The organism is Pseudorhodoplanes sp. (assembly GCF_059499825.1).
This window is the reverse complement of record NZ_JCABZI010000002.1, coordinates 287174-302795: the sequence shown is the minus strand read 5'-3', so window position 1 is coordinate 302795 and position 15622 is coordinate 287174. Positions and strand designations below refer to the sequence as shown.

General features: G+C 65.3%; 25 protein-coding genes. 20 read left to right on the top strand and 5 right to left on the bottom strand.

The window, feature by feature from the left end:
* Positions 1-128 precede the first annotated feature (128 nt).
* The 6 genes from AC5I5I_RS04850 to AC5I5I_RS04825 all read left to right on the top strand — a co-directional run bounded on the left by AC5I5I_RS04850 (position 129) and on the right by AC5I5I_RS04825 (position 3688).
* Complete coding sequence (locus tag AC5I5I_RS04850) at positions 129-1301, top strand: phage portal protein (protein ID WP_495970443.1); 1173 nt, start codon at positions 129-131, stop codon at positions 1299-1301.
* Between the two features lie 135 nt (positions 1302-1436).
* Positions 1437-1622 (top strand): hypothetical protein, encoded by a 186-nt coding sequence (locus AC5I5I_RS04845; RefSeq protein WP_495970441.1) that lies wholly within the window; start codon positions 1437-1439, stop codon positions 1620-1622.
* Entirely contained in the window at positions 1622-1810 is a 189-nt protein-coding gene (locus AC5I5I_RS04840) for a hypothetical protein (protein WP_495970439.1), read from the top strand. The genes AC5I5I_RS04845 and AC5I5I_RS04840 overlap by 1 nt, the downstream gene beginning before the upstream one ends.
* Positions 1811-1981: 171 nt before the next feature.
* Positions 1982-2569: an HK97 family phage prohead protease gene (locus AC5I5I_RS04835; protein WP_495970437.1), complete on the top strand. Its 588-nt coding sequence runs from the start codon at positions 1982-1984 to the stop codon at positions 2567-2569.
* 4 nt (positions 2570-2573) lie between these two features.
* A complete protein-coding gene (locus AC5I5I_RS04830; RefSeq protein WP_495970435.1) occupies positions 2574-3266 on the top strand; it encodes a hypothetical protein in 693 nt (230 codons plus the stop codon).
* A gap of 50 nt (positions 3267-3316) precedes the next feature.
* A complete protein-coding gene (locus tag AC5I5I_RS04825) occupies positions 3317-3688 on the top strand; it encodes a DUF2019 domain-containing protein (protein WP_495970433.1) in 372 nt (123 codons plus the stop codon).
* Positions 3689-3741: 53 nt separating this feature from the next.
* On the opposite strand, the gene AC5I5I_RS04820 is transcribed toward AC5I5I_RS04825, so the two are convergent.
* The gene (locus AC5I5I_RS04820; RefSeq protein WP_495970431.1) at positions 3742-4023 is read right to left on the bottom strand and encodes a hypothetical protein; all 282 of its coding nucleotides are present in this window, start codon (positions 4021-4023) and stop codon (positions 3742-3744) included.
* Between the two features lie 35 nt (positions 4024-4058).
* Complete coding sequence (locus tag AC5I5I_RS04815; RefSeq protein ID WP_495970429.1) at positions 4059-4349, bottom strand: hypothetical protein; 291 nt, start codon at positions 4347-4349, stop codon at positions 4059-4061.
* A 228-nt stretch (positions 4350-4577) separates the two neighbouring features.
* Here AC5I5I_RS04815 and AC5I5I_RS04810 point away from each other — a divergent pair, with 228 nt between their 5' ends.
* From AC5I5I_RS04810 to AC5I5I_RS04795, 4 genes are all read left to right on the top strand, one after another.
* The gene (locus AC5I5I_RS04810; protein WP_495970427.1) at positions 4578-5840 is read left to right on the top strand and encodes a phage major capsid protein; all 1263 of its coding nucleotides are present in this window, start codon (positions 4578-4580) and stop codon (positions 5838-5840) included.
* A gap of 183 nt (positions 5841-6023) precedes the next feature.
* Complete coding sequence (locus tag AC5I5I_RS04805) at positions 6024-6212, top strand: hypothetical protein (RefSeq protein WP_495970425.1); 189 nt, start codon at positions 6024-6026, stop codon at positions 6210-6212.
* A gap of 166 nt (positions 6213-6378) precedes the next feature.
* The gene (locus AC5I5I_RS04800) at positions 6379-6576 is read left to right on the top strand and encodes a hypothetical protein (protein ID WP_495970423.1); all 198 of its coding nucleotides are present in this window, start codon (positions 6379-6381) and stop codon (positions 6574-6576) included.
* A 192-nt stretch (positions 6577-6768) separates the two neighbouring features.
* Positions 6769-7410, top strand: coding sequence for a Pr6Pr family membrane protein (locus AC5I5I_RS04795; RefSeq protein ID WP_495970421.1), 642 nt, complete (start codon positions 6769-6771; stop codon positions 7408-7410).
* Positions 7411-7444: 34 nt separating this feature from the next.
* Here AC5I5I_RS04795 and speB read toward each other — a convergent pair whose 3' ends face one another.
* The 3 genes from speB to AC5I5I_RS04780 form a co-directional block, all read right to left on the bottom strand.
* Positions 7445-8344, bottom strand: coding sequence for an agmatinase (speB, locus tag AC5I5I_RS04790; RefSeq protein ID WP_495970419.1), 900 nt, complete (start codon positions 8342-8344; stop codon positions 7445-7447).
* Positions 8344-8904 carry a pyruvoyl-dependent arginine decarboxylase gene (locus AC5I5I_RS04785; protein WP_495970417.1) on the bottom strand — a complete coding sequence of 187 codons (561 nt, stop codon included), beginning with the start codon at positions 8902-8904 and terminating at the stop codon, positions 8344-8346. The genes speB and AC5I5I_RS04785 overlap by 1 nt, the downstream gene beginning before the upstream one ends.
* Positions 8905-8973: 69 nt before the next feature.
* Positions 8974-9729: a S1 family peptidase gene (locus AC5I5I_RS04780; protein ID WP_495970415.1), complete on the bottom strand. Its 756-nt coding sequence runs from the start codon at positions 9727-9729 to the stop codon at positions 8974-8976.
* A gap of 155 nt (positions 9730-9884) precedes the next feature.
* Between AC5I5I_RS04780 and AC5I5I_RS04775 the strand changes: the two genes are divergently transcribed.
* The 10 genes from AC5I5I_RS04775 to AC5I5I_RS04730 all read left to right on the top strand — a co-directional run bounded on the left by AC5I5I_RS04775 (position 9885) and on the right by AC5I5I_RS04730 (position 15622).
* Positions 9885-10850 (top strand): AEC family transporter, encoded by a 966-nt coding sequence (locus AC5I5I_RS04775; protein ID WP_495970413.1) that lies wholly within the window; start codon positions 9885-9887, stop codon positions 10848-10850.
* 190 nt (positions 10851-11040) lie between these two features.
* Positions 11041-11616: a head-tail connector protein gene (locus tag AC5I5I_RS04770; RefSeq protein WP_495970411.1), complete on the top strand. Its 576-nt coding sequence runs from the start codon at positions 11041-11043 to the stop codon at positions 11614-11616.
* Entirely contained in the window at positions 11613-11936 is a 324-nt protein-coding gene (locus AC5I5I_RS04765) for a phage head closure protein (protein ID WP_495970409.1), read from the top strand. Before AC5I5I_RS04770 ends, AC5I5I_RS04765 begins: the two co-directional genes overlap by 4 nt.
* A gap of 15 nt (positions 11937-11951) precedes the next feature.
* Positions 11952-12359, top strand: a complete 408-nt coding sequence (locus AC5I5I_RS04760) for a DUF3168 domain-containing protein (protein WP_495970407.1) — start codon at positions 11952-11954, stop codon at positions 12357-12359.
* Between the two features lie 95 nt (positions 12360-12454).
* Positions 12455-12862 (top strand): phage major tail protein, TP901-1 family, encoded by a 408-nt coding sequence (locus AC5I5I_RS04755; RefSeq protein WP_495970405.1) that lies wholly within the window; start codon positions 12455-12457, stop codon positions 12860-12862.
* Positions 12863-13020: 158 nt separating this feature from the next.
* Positions 13021-13338, top strand: coding sequence for a gene transfer agent family protein (locus AC5I5I_RS04750; protein WP_495970403.1), 318 nt, complete (start codon positions 13021-13023; stop codon positions 13336-13338).
* Positions 13335-13523: a rcc01693 family protein gene (locus tag AC5I5I_RS04745; protein WP_495970401.1), complete on the top strand. Its 189-nt coding sequence runs from the start codon at positions 13335-13337 to the stop codon at positions 13521-13523. Before AC5I5I_RS04750 ends, AC5I5I_RS04745 begins: the two co-directional genes overlap by 4 nt.
* On the top strand, positions 13513-14085 hold the full coding sequence (locus AC5I5I_RS04740) for a phage tail tape measure protein (protein ID WP_495970399.1): 573 nt from the start codon (positions 13513-13515) through the stop codon (positions 14083-14085). Before AC5I5I_RS04745 ends, AC5I5I_RS04740 begins: the two co-directional genes overlap by 11 nt.
* A 6-nt stretch (positions 14086-14091) precedes the next feature.
* Positions 14092-14721 carry a phage distal tail protein, Rcc01695 family gene (locus tag AC5I5I_RS04735; protein WP_495970397.1) on the top strand — a complete coding sequence of 210 codons (630 nt, stop codon included), beginning with the start codon at positions 14092-14094 and terminating at the stop codon, positions 14719-14721.
* Positions 14722-14725: 4 nt separating this feature from the next.
* Positions 14726-15622 (top strand): phage/gene transfer agent baseplate hub protein, encoded by an 897-nt coding sequence (locus AC5I5I_RS04730; RefSeq protein WP_495970395.1) that lies wholly within the window; start codon positions 14726-14728, stop codon positions 15620-15622.

Sequence of the window (15622 nt, the reverse complement as noted above, 5' to 3'; positions counted from 1 at the left end):
CGTGTTCTAGCGCGCATACGTCTTCAACTTTAGATTCAACGTCAGAAACGAAAGGCCCGCAGCGATGCGGGCCTTTTTTGTTGTCCGCGATCCAGAGCGATCGCCCCCGTCATCCGCGAAAGATATCCATGCTCGATCTCACCAAATGGTTCCGCGCGCCGGAAGAAAAATCCTCGCGCACCGCACAACTGATCGCGTTGCAGTCGCAGGGCCGTGCGCGCTGGACGCCGCGCGACATCGCGACGCTGACCCGCGAAGGCTACATGAAGAATGCGATCGTGCATCGCGCGGTGCGGCTGGTGGCGGAGACGGTCGCCTCGGTCGCCTGGCTCGTCTATGAGGAGAGTGCCGAACACGAGACGCATCCGCTGCTCGACCTGATCGCGCGGCCCAATCCGCGGCAGGACGGCGCGGCGCTTCTGGAAAGCGCGGTCGCGCATCTGCAACTCGCCGGCAACGCCTATCTCGAAGCGGTGACGCTGGATGGCCGGCCACGCGAGCTCTACGCGCTGCGGCCCGACCGCATGCGCGTCGTGCCCGGCAGCGACGGATGGCCGGAGGCCTACGAGTATCACGTCGCCGGTCGCAGCCTGCGATTCGAACAGGCGCAGGCGCTGCCGCCGATCCTGCATCTCACGCATTTCCATCCGCTCGACGATCATTACGGCTTCGCGCCGCTGGAAGCGGCCGGCATCGCCGTCGACACGCATAATGCGGCGGCGGCCTGGAATAAGTCGCTGCTCGACAACGCCGCGCGGCCCTCCGGCGCGCTGGTCTATTCCGGGCCCGAGGCGTCGGTGCTGGCGGACGGACAATACGAGCGGCTGAAGCACGAACTCGAGCGCGAATATCAGGGCGCGAAGAATGCCGGGCGGCCGCTGCTGCTCGAAGGCGGGCTCGACTGGAAGGCGATGTCGCTGTCGCCGAAGGACATGGATTTTCTCGACGCCAAGCACAATGCCGCGCGCGAGATCGCGCTGTGCTTCGGAGTGCCGCCGATGCTGCTCGGGATTCCCGGCGACAACACCTATGCGAATTACCAGGAGGCGAACCGCGCCTTCTACCGCGGCACGGTGCTGCCGCTGGCGAGCCGCATCGGCGCCGCGCTGTCGCAATGGCTCGCGCCCGCCTATGGCGGCAACGTGCGGCTTGCGGTCGATACCGACCGGATCGACGCACTGTCGACCGATCGCTCGGCCTTATGGGCGCGGGTGACGGCGGCGCCGTTTCTCACGCTGAACGAGAAGCGGATCGCGGTGGGTTACGGGCCGGTGGAGGGCGGGGACTCGCTTGCCCCGTGAAACGGAAGCGAACCAAGCGATCCGGGTGAGGGGGATTCTCAGCTCCGTTCATTCCCGCGCAAGCGGGAATCCAGAACCGCCTCGCTCGTGACTCCTGGGTCCCCGCTTGCGCGGGGACGAACGGAGATTGTGTCCATGCCCGACCTGACCCGCATCTTCGCCGAGCGCGGCGATCTCGCGCATCTGGCGCTGTTCCTGTGGGCGGCGGGCGCGAGCGCGCTGCTGATCTTCGTGTTGCGCGAATACGCCGCGGCGATGCGGCGCTTCGACGATTTCGTGCGCGAGCTGTCGCGCTTCAACAGAAAATTCGGAGGCCGTTGATGGATAGTTTGCATTCCGTGATGCGCTCGCTCAGTCCCGCGCCCAAGCGCAAGACCGATCGCAAGCGCGACCATCTCACGGTGTTTCGCGAATTTCTGTCGCATCTCGACCGGGTGTCGAAGCAAAACGCCGCGCGCGACGTGAAGGCGGTGCGGAAGGCGCGGGGACGGAAGACGCCGAAGGGCTAGCTCTGTCTCGTGTCCCGGGCGCTGCGCGGCATGAAATGACGCGCTGCAGACCCGGGACCCATTTCCGTTCGCCATTCATGGGCCCCGGCTCTGCGGCGCAACACTCGCTGCTGCGCCGCGTCCGGGGCACGAGTGCATTGCTTGCCTTGCAAGCGGTGAAGGAGCGCATCCATGCTCGCACCCAACACCAACAACACCCCGTTCCATCCGCGCGCGGCGATTCTCCCCGACGGCAGCGTCGAGGGTTACGCCAGTCTGTTCGGCGAGATCGACCAGGCGCGCGACATGGTCATGCCGGGCGCGTTCGCACAGACGCTGCGACTGCGCGGCGTGCGCCGCATTCCGATGCTGTTCCAGCACGATCCGGCCGAGCCGATCGGGATCTGGCACGAGATAGCCGAAGACTGGCGCGGGCTGCGCGTGCGCGGGCGGCTCATTCCCGACGTGACGCGGGCGCGCGAATTGCTGGCGCTGCTGCGCGAAGGCGCCGCCGACGGCCTGTCGATCGGCTTCAAGACGGTGAGGGCACATGTCGATCCGAAATCGCGCGTGCGCAAGCTCGATCAGATCGACCTCTGGGAAATCTCGATCGTGACGTTTCCGCTGCTTCCAGGTGCGCGCGTCAGTGCGGTGCCGGAAGCGCGCGCCCGCGCGGTGAAGGAGGCGAAGCCCCCGTTGGCTCCGCCCGCGCGGGCGCGCAAGCCTTTGGTGGTCGACCCGAAGGCGCGGCGGCGCGTGCTGTATCAGCGCGCCGTGTGAAACGATGAATGCGCTCGATGGGGTGCAGTCGGAGCTGCTCCGGCTGAAATGGCATGTCGCCGCGATGCGCTTTGAGATCGCGCTCCGCAAGCATGCGATGGCGCTGAAGGCCGGGTTCGATCCCGACCAGCCGCGGGATGAACTGGGGCAGTGGACGGACGCGGGTGGCGAGGAGGAGGACGGCGGCGCGTCGGATGACGATCTGGGCGATCTCGACCTGACCGACTTCTCGGATGTCCGTCGCCGCGGACCTGGCCTGCCACCGATCGAAACGCTGAGCAATATTCCATCTACTCAGCCCAATACGCAGCAGGGCCGCAACTATATTGCCCAACAGGTGGCGCGGAACGCGCGATTGGCGAGCGATTATCTGGCCGAGGTCGTTACGTCCGCAAGCCGCTGGCTCAATGAAAAATACTGGGAGATCAGGTCCTTCCAGGATGCACCGAAAAGCCTCGGAGAATTACACGATGGGATATTCCAGGCGGACAAGCGGGGCTATGATGTGCACCACATTGTCGAACAGACTCAGGCGCGCAATGATAATTATCCCGATAGCGTGATCAACAGGGCGGACAATCTCGTGCTCATCCCGCGCTACAAGCACTGGGAGATCAACTCGTGGTTCCAAACCAGCAATAAGAACCTGGGTGGGCTGACCCCGCGGCAATATTTGCAAAACAAGAGCTGGGAATAGAGGCGATATATCGGGCTCAAAGCTTTGAGAGATGTTGGAGTACTCAAGCCATGAGAGGTGCGGCTCTCTCCAAGAACACGACTGAAACGCTAGTGCAGTTGTTTGCAGAGCTTGCCGTGGAGCAAGACAGGGCTCTTCTTTTGAGAACCATATCCACAGTTAACAAGATCTACGACAAGCTGGAAGCCATCGAGAGCGAATTGAAATCCCGTCCCGGCGATCAGCGCTCGGCGCTGTTGCCTCTGTTCAATCACAAGAATATGCAGGTTCGCGTCAAGGCTGCAATGGCGACACTGGCGTTTGCGCCCGCTGCTGCGCGGGCGCAGCTTGAAGCGATCAGGGCATCGGGCTGGCAACCGCAGGCGCTCGAGGCGGGAATGTCTCTCGGGTTCCTGGATGACGGCGTTTACAAGCCGAAGTAGGTGGACGCTGCCGCGTCTCTGGGCGCGTTACGTTTCGACCTTCCGACTCCAGCTCAACAGAACGCACACGTATCCAGCGCGTCGCGCGAGCCCGGATAGATGTAACGCGGCGCGGTGTTGCTGCGCGGCGGTGTGTATCGCGGGGTATAGGTGCGCGGCGTATAGGTCCGGGGTCTGCGTTGCTGGGCGCTGACATCCTGCGCCGGCTGCGCCACCCAGTCAGACCTATCCGCGATCATGCCGGCGACGGGCTGCGCCATCGCCGCGTCCGGCGCCGCCAAGGCAGCGGCACCCAGGACGATCGAAGCGGCGGCGAGCGCTGTTGTGGTTCGCATGAAACGTCGCATTCCCGCTGTCTGAGGATCCGCGCCTAGCAATAGGCGCAGGTGTCGAGCGCATCTCGCGACGAGGGATCGCCGAAATGGCGGTAGTCGGTATAGGCGTTGCTGCCGTAGCCGTAGCTCGGCGGCGTCACCACCACGCGCGGCCGGTAGACCGGCGGCGCGGCGTATACCGGGGGCGGTGCATAGGCCGGCGGCGCATAGGCACGCGGCTGATTCATATAGCTACCGTAATACTGGGCCTGCGCGCTGCCCGGTGCCGCTATCGCGATGGCTCCAAGGGCTGCGGCGGTTACGGCGAAGGTTACAATCTTATGCATCTGACGTCCCTGATTCCGAGCCGGGCCGAGCGCCCGGGCGATACCGTTACCAACACTTGGTAGCGCCAATCTTACGCGCACACCGTTCATCACAATAAGGTGTGCGGTTTCTGAACAGCCCCGGTCCTGGTCGCGCGGAGTGTCGTGCGTCGCGGGCCGGCCACGCCGTTGCGGCGCGCGAGGCCTTCGCCTCGCGCGCTTTTTTTTCGCATTCACCAGGAGACTGCAATGGACCTTGCCCATCACGACCTCGAAACCAAGGCCGGTTTCGCCCCGGACGCCCGTCAGGAATCGCATGTGACCCATGCCGAGCTGATGCGCACCTTCGACGCCTTCAAGGCGGCGAATGACGAGCGCATCGCCTCGATCGAGCGGCGCTCTGCGGATGTGCTGCACGAGGAGAAGGTGGCGCGCATCGATGCCGCGCTCGACGCGCAGACCCGCCGCCTCGACGAATTGTCGCTCAAGTCGGTGCGGCCGCAGCTCGGTATCGAGACCGGCGCCAGAAGCGCGTCGGCGCGCGAACACAAGACCGCGTTCGAGGCCTATATCCGCTCCGGCGAAAGCGCCGGTTTGCGCGCGCTGGAGGTGAAAGCCATGTCGGCCGGCACGCCCGCCGATGGCGGCTATTTGGTGCCCGACGAGGTCGAGCGCGAGATCGGCAAGCGGCTGGCCGCGATCTCGCCGATCCGCGCGATCGCGTCGGTGCGCGAGATTTCCGGCAATGTCTACAAGAAGCCGTTCATGACCACGGGGCCGGCGACGGGCTGGGTGGCGGAGACGGCGTCGCGGCCGACCACCAATTCGTCGGTGCTGGACGAATTGTCGTTTCCGGCAGCCGAACTCTACGCCATGCCGGCGGCGACGCCGGTGCTGCTGGAGGATAGCGCCGTCAATCTCGACGAGTGGATCGCCAGCGAAGTCGAGCAGGTGTTCGCGGTGCAGGAGGGGGCAGCCTTCGTCAACGGCGACGGCACCAACAAGCCGAAGGGATTCATGCAATATACCAAGGTCGCGGACGCGTCCTGGTCCTGGGGCAATATCGGCTTCATCGAGACCGGGCTCGATGCGGGCTTCCCGACCGACGGGCCGGCTGATCCGCTGATCGATCTGGTCTATGCGCTGAAGGCCGGCTACCGCCAGAACGCGCATTTCGTCATGAACCGCAAAACCCAGTCTGCGATCCGCAAGCTGAAGGACGCCGACGACAATTACCTGTGGCAGCCGCCGGCGCAGGTTGGCGGGCGGGCCGGGCTGCTCACGTTTCCGGTGGTCGAGGCCGAGGAGATGCCGGACATCGCGGCCGACAGCTATTCGATCGCATTCGGCGATTTCGCGCGCGGCTATCTCGTGGTCGACCGCCAGGGCGTGCGGGTGCTGCGCGATCCGTATTCCGCCAAGCCGTACGTGCTGTTCTATACGACCAAGCGCGTCGGCGGCGGCGTGCAGGATTTCGACGCGATCAAGCTGCTGAAGTTCAGCGGAGCGTAGCGTCCGTGCCGACCCATCATCCGTTCATTCCCGCGCAAGCGGGAATCCAGAAAGTCTGGGTCCCCGCTTTCGCGGGGACGAGCGGAGAATGGATTCCGGCAAGATCGCACAACCCGTCACAACCACGTGAAAGCGCGGCGCGCGTGGTGTCGCTACATCCCGGCCATCGAGATGGAGGTTGCCATGCGCGTCTATGCTCTTTCGGTCCTTGCCGTCGTGATCCTCGCCGGTGCGGGCTATGCCGGGCTGAGCCGGATCCAGGAATCCACCGCCGATGCCTTCACCACCGGTTCGGCCCGGCTCGACTGGCAGGAGCAGTCCAATTTCTATGGCTTCCAGGCGCCGCCGCCGAAGGGTGCTGACAAGTCTTAACGGTTGCCTCGCGGCCGATAAGACTCCACCGCGGCGCCTGACATCCGCGGCCGGCCGACTCATGCAAGCCTGGCATTGCTGCCTTGCCGTCACGCGGTCGTGAGCATGCGAAACGCGCGCGGCGCACTTATATGCGCTGCAACAAGAAGAAGATTGGAGATTGGATATGCGCGTTTTGAATCTGAAGATACTTGTTGCATCGGTGCTGACGCTGGCAGTGCTGGCCGGCGGCGCCTATTCGGTTGCCCGCTCGGTCAAGAACCCGGAAGCGGCAGGCACCTATACGGCCCACACCACCGGTGCGGCCGCGCGTGCCGACCGCATCGACTGGTCCGACCGGGTCAATGCCGGCTTCGACGAATAGCCGCCACATTGCCCTCCCGGCGCGACACCGGACGACACAGCTGGCTTGCGCGTCCTGTCCCTTATGCAGTCCGGTATTGACTGAATTTTGAGGACTTCGTGCTCCCTTTGCCGGGTGCGGCACCGGTGTGCCTGGTGCGAAGCGGTACGCGCCAGCGAGCATCGCGTAGCCCGCTTCGCCTGGGGGAGCGGAATGGCGCGGATCTATGCGTTCGTCTTCATGCTGGTCGGATGGTTCTCGGTCATAGGGCACTACATCGCCAGGCAGGACTTTCACTCACTGGCCGGCACCGTCGATTATTTCAGCTACTTCACCATGCTCTCGAACACGCTGGTGGCGACGACCTTCACCGCGGCGGCGCTGTTGCCAGAGACGCGCGCGGGACGGTTTCTGCTGTCGCCGCCGGTTGCCATGGCGACGGCGGTCTATATCTCGATCACCGGCCTGGTGTTCTTCTTTCTGCTTTCAGGCCTCTATGTGATCCACGGATGGGAGGCGCGCTACGACCATCTGCTGCACTACGTGATGCCGCCGGCGTATGTTCTGTTCTGGCTGCTCTACATACCGAAGGGATCGCTGCACCTGCATAACGTGCCGGCGATCATGGTGCCGCCGCTGACCTATGGCGGCTGGACGCTGCTGCACGGAGCCTTCTCAGGCTTCTATCCTTATCCGTTCGTCAACGTGGCGAAGATCGGTTATGACAGCGTGCTGACCCACATTGTCGAATTCGTCTTCGTGTTTGCATTCGCAGGGGTGGTGTTCGTGGTTCTCGACCGGCTGATTCACCATTACGGGTTGCAATCGGAGCCGGCGCCGGACCTTAAATCCTGAGCGCTTGAACTCCTGAGCGCCCGCCCTGGCGCCGTCACGCCTTCGGCCTCCCGACCATCGCCAGATATTCCCACACCATGGTCGCCGCCGCGAGCGCGGTGATCTCCGCCGTGTCGTAGGCGGGCGCGACTTCGACCAGGTCCATGCCGGTGAAGCCGACCGCGTCGAGGCGGCGCAGGATCGCCTGCGCCTGCCAGCTGGTCAGCCCGCCGATTTCCGGCGTGCCGGTGCCGGGGGCGAAGGCGGGGTCGAGGCAATCGATATCGAAGGAGAGATAGGCCGGTGCGTCGCCGACGATTTCGGTCACGCGCTGCGCCACCGGCTGCGGTCCGAATTCATGCACGTCCTGCGCGCTGATGATGGTCACGCCCTTGTCGCGCGTCCAGTCATAGACCTCGCGCTGCATCGGCGAGCGAATGCCGATCTGTACGGTTCGCTTCGGATCGATCAGGCCTTCCTCGATGGCGTGGAAGAACACCGAGCCGTGCGCATAGACCTGTCCGAAATTATCGGGCCAGGTATCGACATGCGCATCGAAATGAACGAGCGCCAGCGGCGCGCCCTGGCCCTCGGCCAGCGCGCGCAACAGCGGCAGCGAAATCGTGTGTTCGCCGCCGAGCGCAATTAGATGCGGAGAGGCCGCGGCCTGCTCCTGGATCAGCGCCAGACTGTTCTCGATGTCGCCGAGCGCGATGTCGAAATCGCCGATATCGGCGACGGAGAGGGCAGCCGGATCGATCCACCAATGCGGGTGGTCGCCATCGACCAGCATGCGGCTTGCGGTGCGGATCGCCGCCGGGCCGAAGCGCGCACCGCTGCGGTTGGTGGTGCCGATGTCGAGCGGAATGCCGGCAATGTGGATCTCGGCCTCGGCCTGCAGACGCAGGATGCCGAGAAAGGTCGAGGGCGTTGCGAAGGTCGGGACGCCGGCCATTATTTCTGCTCCGCGAAACGGAACACGGCCGCCGCGATCGCACAGGTCCAGCGGCCGGCGTCGTCGCCGATCGCGGCCGCGGTGATCGACGTCGACCCGAAAATGAGATGGCTGGTCTGATAAACCTTCTTGCGCTCGTCCCAGGCGGCATCGGGATCGAACTCGATGCCGAGGGTGGAGGCGAGCATCGAGGCCGCCAGATCCTCGGCATAGTCGCCGCTCTGGTCGGCGGTCATGCCGTAGCCGTGCTGCTCGGAGATATAGCCGTACATTTTGGTGTCGGTCGGACGCGCCAGGCCGATGCTGGAATGAATCCGGCGGCCGGGCTCGTTGGTTTCGGTGCGCGCCATCACGCAGAAGGTGATTTCACCGGGACGCAACGTGGCGACGCCGGCCTCGCGCGTGACCTCGACGCATTCCGGCGGCAGGATCGAGGAGACGGTGACGAGGTTCTGCTGTTCGATATCGGCCTCGCGCAAGGCCAGCTCGAAGGCGGTGAGCTGGTCGCGATGCACGCCGACGCCGCGCGTGAGGAAGAAACTGGTAGGAACCGGGAACATGCGACCGCCTCTGTGTTGGACAGGAGCGGCAGGTTCGCAGGCGCGTGTGACTTGTCAATGGCGGACGCGTTACGGCGCCAGCAGGCTTCCCAGCTTGCGCGCGGTCTCGACGATCCAAGGATAGTATAATGACAGCGGCGTGACGCCGGTCAGTCCGCCGCAGCCCGCTTCGTTGCCGGCGGCGGTCGACCAGCTGACGACGCCGACCACCATCATGCGCCCGCCGATGTCGCGGAAGACCGGTGCGCCGGAATCGCCCGTGCAGGCGCCGAGACCGGGGCGCTCGTTGCGGGTGCTGCCGTCCATCAGTCGGATCTGAAGATTGCCGGGCTGTCCGGTCACGGTCAGCGTGGCGCTGCGTAGCGTACCGCCGCTCTTGCCGTCGCCCATGCGGGTGAGGCCATAGCCATGAACGGTGAGGCGGTCGCCGGGCGCGATCTTGAGCCGCTCGCCATGGATGGAGGCGGGGGCCGCGGATGTCGCATTCGCGACCTTGATCAGCGCCACGTCGGCGGTGGCGCGGTGGGCGTCGAAGGTCTTCTGGCTGAATTGCGGGTGGCGCGCGATGCTTTGCGTATCGCGCAATTGCGGCTGCCGCTGTGCATCGAAGGCGACCAGCTTGTAATCGGCCCCGGGCGGCACGCAATGCGCCGCGGTCAGCACCAAGTCGCGCGCGACCGCGATCCCGGTACAGGAATTGCCGCGCGAGCCGACGATCATCACCGCCGCCTGCGGGCCCTGCACAGCCGGCGCGCCGCCGACCAGGGCGGTGGCGGGCGAGAGGCATGCAAACAGGAGCGGGGCAACAAGGATGAGGCGGCGCATGATGCCGATCTAGGAACGATGTTCGCGCGCGGTGTCAACCCGTGCCCCGGAGCAATACCGGCTGCCCCGCCGGTCTGCACCATCGACGCCCTTGGCATGCCGCGGCGATGATGCGAGTGTCGGAGGCCCTCGCTTTCGCGCCCCGACATTTCCGCATGCTGGTCAATTCATTCTCGGTCCTGTTGCCGGTTTTGTTCGTACTTGCGCTCGGCTATTTCGCCGGACGCAGCAAGAAATTCGATGCCAACCAGGTCAAGGGCATCAACGAGCTGGCGATCGATTACGCGCTGCCGGCGATCATGTTCGTCGGCATCGTCAAGACCGCGGCGCATCCGCCGCGCGGCGAGACAATATTTCTGATCGCGACCACCCTCGCACTCGTTGCGTTCTATGCGTGTGTCGTGCTGTTCAGCCTCTCTGTGCTGCGCCGCTCGCTCGGGATGGCTGCGCTGCAGGCCTGCCTTCTGAGCTTCCCGTCGATCGCCTTCATGGGCTTCCCGATCTTCAAGGGGCTGTTCGGCGGTTCCGGGCTGTTGTCGGTGACGTCGGCGACTGCAATCGCGAACCTGACGGTCGCGCCGCTGACCGTGTTGCTGCTGGAAATCCATGCGGCACGCGCCCGGCAAGCGGAGAGTGGCCGGCGACGGGACGGGCTTGGCGAACAGATGGTCGCAGCGTTCAAAGGCAGCATCGTCAAGCCGCTGGTCTGGGCGCCGCTCACCGCGGTTGCGATCGTGCTGGCCGGCATTCCGGTGCCGGAAGCGATCGACAACATGCTGACGCTGATCGGATCGACGACATCGGGCGTGTCGCTGTTTGCCGCCGGCCTGATCATCGCCGCTTACAAGGTGACGGTGAGTTTCGAGACCGTCGCCAATGTCGTGGCCAAGATGATGGTGCAGCCGTTATTCGCCTTGCTGCTGGTCACGATCTTCGCGGTGCGGGAACCGCTGGGGCGCGAGTTGATCCTGATCTGCGCGATTCCGAGTGCGGTTTTTCCCGTGCTGCTGGCGCCGCGCTACGGCCTTTATGAAACCGAGGCGGCGTCCACGCTGGTGCTGACCTCGTTCGCGATGGTGGCCGTCATGCCGATCGCCATCATGCTGACCGGCGGGATGTAAGCTTTTTCTTTTTCCTCTCCCCGTGAAACGGGGAGAGGATGGCGAGCATCAAAGATGCGAGCCGGGTGAGGGGCGAGTGTGCCGTTCGCTCTGCGCCGGCCCCTCACCCGACATGCTCGCTGCGCTCACATGTCTACTTCTCCCCGCAAGAGAGCGGGGAGAGGTAACGACAACAACCAGGTCAATAGTCATGTCCGCACTTCTCTTGACGCCGCCGGCGCTCGAGCCGGTTTCGCTTGCCGATGCCAAACACTATCTGCGCGTCGAACACGACGACGACGATGACGTGATCGCCGCGCTGATCGCTGCCGCGCGGGTCCATGTCGAAGCGCAGACCCGCCGGGCGCTGATCGACCAGACCTGGCGACTGGTGCGCGATGTCTGGCCCGCATCCGGGCGGCTGCCGGTCCTGCCGGTGCCGCTGCAGGAGGTCACGGCGATCCGTGTGTTCGATGCCGACGGCATGCCGCATCTGCTCGACGTCGGGACTTTCGCGATCGACAGGGTGTCGGCGCCGGCCGTGTTGGCCTTTGCGCGCGGCACGCCTCCGGCACCGGGCAAGCTTGCTGCCGGCATCGAGATCGACATCGTTGCCGGCTACGGCGATGAGCCGGATGCGGTGCCCGCACCGCTGCGCCAGGCGATCCGCATGCTGGTGGCGCATTGGTACGAGAACCGCGGCGTGATCGCGGCCAGCGGCGAGGTGGCGATGATGCCGCATTCGGTCGCTTCGCTGATCGCGCCGTTCCGGGTGCTGTCGCTATGAGCAATCCAGGATCGTTGAACCGAAGGCTCACGCTGGAAGCGCCGGTGGAAGGCGCGGATGGGGCCGGTGGGGTGGTGCGCAGCTTTGAAACGGTCGCGACGCTGTGGGCGGACGTGACTCCGCTTGCGGCCGCGCGTGCCATCGAGGCGGAGCGCGCCGGCGCGCGGATCACCCATCGGATCGGCATGCGCTTTGCCGATGACATTACCACGCGGCATCGCTTCCGCGATGGAGAGCGTGTGTTCCGCATCGTGTCGCTGCGCGATCGCGACGGCCGCAAGCGGTTTCTGGCCATCGAGGCGGAAGAGATCGTTCCGTAATCACGGGAGATATCCATGTCGACAGCAACCGCAGCCCTGCGGGCGGCGATCCATGACGCGTTGCATGCAGACAGTGCGCTCACCGGCATTCTCGGCGGCGCGAAGATCTATGACGAGCCGCCGGCCCATGCGGTGTTTCCGTATGTGACGCTCGGTGAAGCGCGGGTGTCCGATTTTTCCGCCGGCGACGAGTCGCTGCAGGAGCATCAGCTCACGCTGCATGCCTGGTCGCGGCAGGGCGGACACAAGGAGGCGCATCTGATCGCCGGCGCGCTGCTGCAGGCGCTCGACGATGCGCCGCTCGCGCCCGACGGCCATCAACTCGTGAACCTGCGCTTCTCGCTCGCCGATATCCGCCGCGAGTCGGATGGGCGCACCTATCACGCGCTGGTGCGGTTCCGCGCAGTGACGGAAGCAGTGTGACGCACTCGACGTCATGCCCCGCGAAGGCGGGGGCATCCAGCGCTGGATCGCCCGCCTTCACGGGCGATGACAACAATCTGACAGGACAAGGCAACATGACAGCACAAAAAGGCAAGGACCTGCTGGTCAAGATGCATGACGGCAGTGATTACGTGACGGTCGCGGGGCTGCGTTCGCGCCGTATCGCGTTCAACGCGGAGACCGTCGATATCACGCATGCGGAGAGTGCCGGGCGCTGGCGCGAACTGCTCGACGGCGCCGGCATCAAACGGGCCGGGGTGTCGGGCCGCGGCTTGTTCAAGGACGCCGCGACCGACGTGCTGATGCGTCAGACCTTCTTCGACGGCGCGGTGAAGAACTGCCAGGTGGTGATCCCGGATTTCGGCGTGGTGCAGGGCGCGTTCCAGATCACCAGTCTCGAATTTGCCGGCGAGCATGACGGCGAGGTCACCTACGACATCGCGCTGGAATCCGCGGGCGAGCTGGCATTCGCGGCGGCCTAGGTCTCGCCGTATCTCGTGTCCCGGGCGCGCTGCGGCATGAAATGACGCTGCGCAGAACCGGGACCCATAAACCCACCAACAATCAGTTTGGGTCCCGGCTCAGCGGTGCATCACTCCGTGCTGCACCGCGTCCGGGACACGAGAGAAGAGGATTTCTCATGCCCAATCGTCACCGAGGCGAGATCGAAGCCGAGATCGGCGGGCGCAAGCGCATTCTGGTGCTGACGCTCGGGGCGCTGGCCGAACTCGAAGCTGCCTTCGGCGATGGCGACCTGGTCGCACTGGCCGAACGCTTCGCGCAGGGCCGCATGAGTGCGCGCGACCTGATCCGCATCATCGGCGCGGGCTTGCGCGGAGCGGGCGAGAGCGTGACCGACAATGAGGTGGCGCGCATGGCCTCGCCGGATGGCGCGGAGGGCTATGTCCGCATCGCCGCGTCCCTGATCGAAGCGACCTTCGGACGGGCGGAAACATGAAGCCATTCCCCTGGGACGAGGCGATCGGCTTCGGGCTCGGCGTGCTGCGGTTGTCGCCTGCGGCGTTCTGGGCGATGACACCGCGCGAACTCGCGCTCGCGATCGCCGCGGTGACCGGCGCGGCCACGCCGCTGCGTCGCACCGACCTGCATGACCTGATGACGAGATATCCAGATGGCCGATGACTTCGACGATTTTGCCCTGACCGAACGCGTGGACACGCTCGACCGCGGCATGCGCACCATCGATCGCTCGATGCGCGACATCAACCGCAGTGCCGGACAATTCGGCCGGGCGCTGTCGGATGCGTTCGCGCAGGGCGTGACCGGCAGCCGCGGTCTCGACGATGTGCTGAAGTCGCTCTACCTGCGGATCTCCGACATCGCGCTGCGGCTGGCCTTCAAGCCGGTGGAGAATGCGTTGACCGCGGGGTTTGCCGGTCTGTATGCGGGCGGCGGGGCCGGGCCGGTGCAGGCTTTCGCGTCCGGCGGCATCATCGGCACGCCCACGTACTTTCCGCTCCGCTCCGGCGGGACGGGACTGGCCGGCGAGGCCGGACCGGAAGCGATCATGCCGCTGGCGCGTGGTCCGGACGGACGGCTCGGCGTTGCCGCATCCGGCGGCGGGCGCGGCTCGAGCATCATTGTGAATATCGCAACGCCCGACGCGGACTCGTTCCGGCGCTCCGAACTTTATGTCACCGGCCAGATCGCGCGCGCGGTGGCGCGCGGCCAGCGCGGAATGTGAGGCAACATGTCGGCATTCCACGAAATCCTGTTTCCGCTCGATATCGCGCTCGGCAGCGCCGGCGGTCCGGAACGGCGCACCGAGATCGTTGCGCTTGCGTCCGGTCGCGAGGAGCGCAATGCGCGCTGGGCGCATTCGCGGCGGCGCTATGACGCCGGCTACGGCACCAAGACCTTCGATGCGTTGTCGCAGGTGATCGCGTTCTTCGAGGAGCGGCGCGGCATGCTGCATGGCTTTCGCTGGCGCGACCGGCTGGATCACTCGTCCGCTGCTCCCGGTGTTGCGGTGACGCCGTTCGACCAGACGCTTGGTTTTGGGGATGGTGATACCGCTACGTTTCAACTGGCGAAGATGTATGGCGGCGCGTTCGCGCCATATGCGCGACCGGTTACGAAGCCGGTGGCCGGAAGCGTGCGGATTGCCGTCGATGGCGTGGAGCTGGATGGCGGCGTCGCCATCGATGTGACCACCGGTGTGGTGACGCTCAGCGAGCCGCCTGGTCCCGGCGAGGCGGTGACCGCGGGCTTCCTGTTCGACGTGCCTGTGCGTTTCGACACCGATTATCTGGAAGTCGACCTGTCGGCCTTCGCCGCGGGTGCGATCCCGAAAATCCCGCTGGTGGAAATCAGGGTGTAAGCCGATGCGCAACATCCCATCCGCCCTGCAGGTGAAGCTGGATTCCGGCGCCACCACGCTGTGCCGCTGCTGGATTCTCACGCGCCGTGACGGCGTGATCCAGGGCTTCACCGATCACGATCGCGACGTGATGCTGAACGATGTCGTCTGCCGTGCCGATACCGGCTTTGCCGGATCGGAAGCGGTGGCGCGGCTCGGCCTCAGTGTCGACGGCATCGAGGTGTCGGGTGCTTTGTCGGACGACAGCCTGAACGAGGATGCGCTCGCCGCCGGGCGCTACGATGCGGCGCAGGTCGACATGTATCTTGTCGACTGGAGCGAGCCGTCGCTCCATGTGCTGATCTCGCGCGGGCATATCGGCGAGGTGCGGCGCGAGGGAATTGCCTTCACGGCCGAGCTGCGCGGACTGGCCGATGCGCTGAATGCGGAGACCGGACGGCTCTATACCCCGACCTGCACGGCCGACCTGGGGGATGCCCGCTGTGGCATCGATCTCGGCGATCCGCTGTATCGCGGGGAGGGCGCGGTCACGCTGCTGAACGGTGTGTCGACATTCGCGGCAAGCGGTCTGTCCGGCTTTGCCGATGGCTGGTTCACCGGCGGACGGCTGACGTTCACCGGTGGCGCCAATGCGGGCGACGCGATGGAGGTGAAGCGACATCGTGTTGACGGTGGCACCGTCATTGTCGAACTGTGGCAGGCGATGGCCATGGCCGTCGCGCCAGGCGACACCTTCGTCGTCACCGCAGGCTGCGACAAGCGCTTCGCCACCTGCCGCGATCGCTTCGACAACGTGCTCAATTTCCGCGGCTTCCCGCATATCCCCGGCAACGATTTCCTGATGCGATACGCGCTCGATGGCGAAGCCGGACATGACGGGAAGAGCTTGAAGAAGACGTAG

Excerpts from the sequence above, each read along its gene's own strand:
- AC5I5I_RS04760 (WP_495970407.1), top strand. The coding sequence starts at position 11,952 with ATGTCGACAGCAACCGCAGCCCTGCGGGCGGCGATCCATGACGCGTTG.
- AC5I5I_RS04845 (WP_495970441.1), top strand. The coding sequence starts at position 1,437 with ATGCCCGACCTGACCCGCATCTTCGCCGAGCGCGGCGATCTCGCGCAT.
- AC5I5I_RS04800 (WP_495970423.1), top strand. The coding sequence starts at position 6,379 with ATGCGCGTTTTGAATCTGAAGATACTTGTTGCATCGGTGCTGACGCTG.
- AC5I5I_RS04735 (WP_495970397.1), top strand. The coding sequence starts at position 14,092 with ATGTCGGCATTCCACGAAATCCTGTTTCCGCTCGATATCGCGCTCGGC.
- AC5I5I_RS04765 (WP_495970409.1), top strand. The coding sequence starts at position 11,613 with ATGAGCAATCCAGGATCGTTGAACCGAAGGCTCACGCTGGAAGCGCCG.
- AC5I5I_RS04785 (WP_495970417.1), bottom strand. The coding sequence starts at position 8,904 with ATGTTCCCGGTTCCTACCAGTTTCTTCCTCACGCGCGGCGTCGGCGTG.
- AC5I5I_RS04835 (WP_495970437.1), top strand. The coding sequence starts at position 1,982 with ATGCTCGCACCCAACACCAACAACACCCCGTTCCATCCGCGCGCGGCG.
- AC5I5I_RS04755 (WP_495970405.1), top strand. The coding sequence starts at position 12,455 with ATGACAGCACAAAAAGGCAAGGACCTGCTGGTCAAGATGCATGACGGC.
- AC5I5I_RS04825 (WP_495970433.1), top strand. The coding sequence starts at position 3,317 with ATGAGAGGTGCGGCTCTCTCCAAGAACACGACTGAAACGCTAGTGCAG.
- AC5I5I_RS04745 (WP_495970401.1), top strand. The coding sequence starts at position 13,335 with ATGAAGCCATTCCCCTGGGACGAGGCGATCGGCTTCGGGCTCGGCGTG.
- AC5I5I_RS04850 (WP_495970443.1), top strand. The coding sequence starts at position 129 with ATGCTCGATCTCACCAAATGGTTCCGCGCGCCGGAAGAAAAATCCTCG.
- AC5I5I_RS04730 (WP_495970395.1), top strand. The coding sequence starts at position 14,726 with ATGCGCAACATCCCATCCGCCCTGCAGGTGAAGCTGGATTCCGGCGCC.
- AC5I5I_RS04810 (WP_495970427.1), top strand. The coding sequence starts at position 4,578 with ATGGACCTTGCCCATCACGACCTCGAAACCAAGGCCGGTTTCGCCCCG.
- AC5I5I_RS04750 (WP_495970403.1), top strand. The coding sequence starts at position 13,021 with ATGCCCAATCGTCACCGAGGCGAGATCGAAGCCGAGATCGGCGGGCGC.
- AC5I5I_RS04775 (WP_495970413.1), top strand. The coding sequence starts at position 9,885 with ATGCTGGTCAATTCATTCTCGGTCCTGTTGCCGGTTTTGTTCGTACTT.
- speB (WP_495970419.1), bottom strand. The coding sequence starts at position 8,344 with ATGGCCGGCGTCCCGACCTTCGCAACGCCCTCGACCTTTCTCGGCATC.
- AC5I5I_RS04740 (WP_495970399.1), top strand. The coding sequence starts at position 13,513 with ATGGCCGATGACTTCGACGATTTTGCCCTGACCGAACGCGTGGACACG.
- AC5I5I_RS04805 (WP_495970425.1), top strand. The coding sequence starts at position 6,024 with ATGCGCGTCTATGCTCTTTCGGTCCTTGCCGTCGTGATCCTCGCCGGT.
- AC5I5I_RS04830 (WP_495970435.1), top strand. The coding sequence starts at position 2,574 with ATGAATGCGCTCGATGGGGTGCAGTCGGAGCTGCTCCGGCTGAAATGG.
- AC5I5I_RS04780 (WP_495970415.1), bottom strand. The coding sequence starts at position 9,729 with ATGCGCCGCCTCATCCTTGTTGCCCCGCTCCTGTTTGCATGCCTCTCG.
- AC5I5I_RS04820 (WP_495970431.1), bottom strand. The coding sequence starts at position 4,023 with ATGCGAACCACAACAGCGCTCGCCGCCGCTTCGATCGTCCTGGGTGCC.
- AC5I5I_RS04795 (WP_495970421.1), top strand. The coding sequence starts at position 6,769 with ATGGCGCGGATCTATGCGTTCGTCTTCATGCTGGTCGGATGGTTCTCG.
- AC5I5I_RS04840 (WP_495970439.1), top strand. The coding sequence starts at position 1,622 with ATGGATAGTTTGCATTCCGTGATGCGCTCGCTCAGTCCCGCGCCCAAG.
- AC5I5I_RS04770 (WP_495970411.1), top strand. The coding sequence starts at position 11,041 with ATGTCCGCACTTCTCTTGACGCCGCCGGCGCTCGAGCCGGTTTCGCTT.
- AC5I5I_RS04815 (WP_495970429.1), bottom strand. The coding sequence starts at position 4,349 with ATGCATAAGATTGTAACCTTCGCCGTAACCGCCGCAGCCCTTGGAGCC.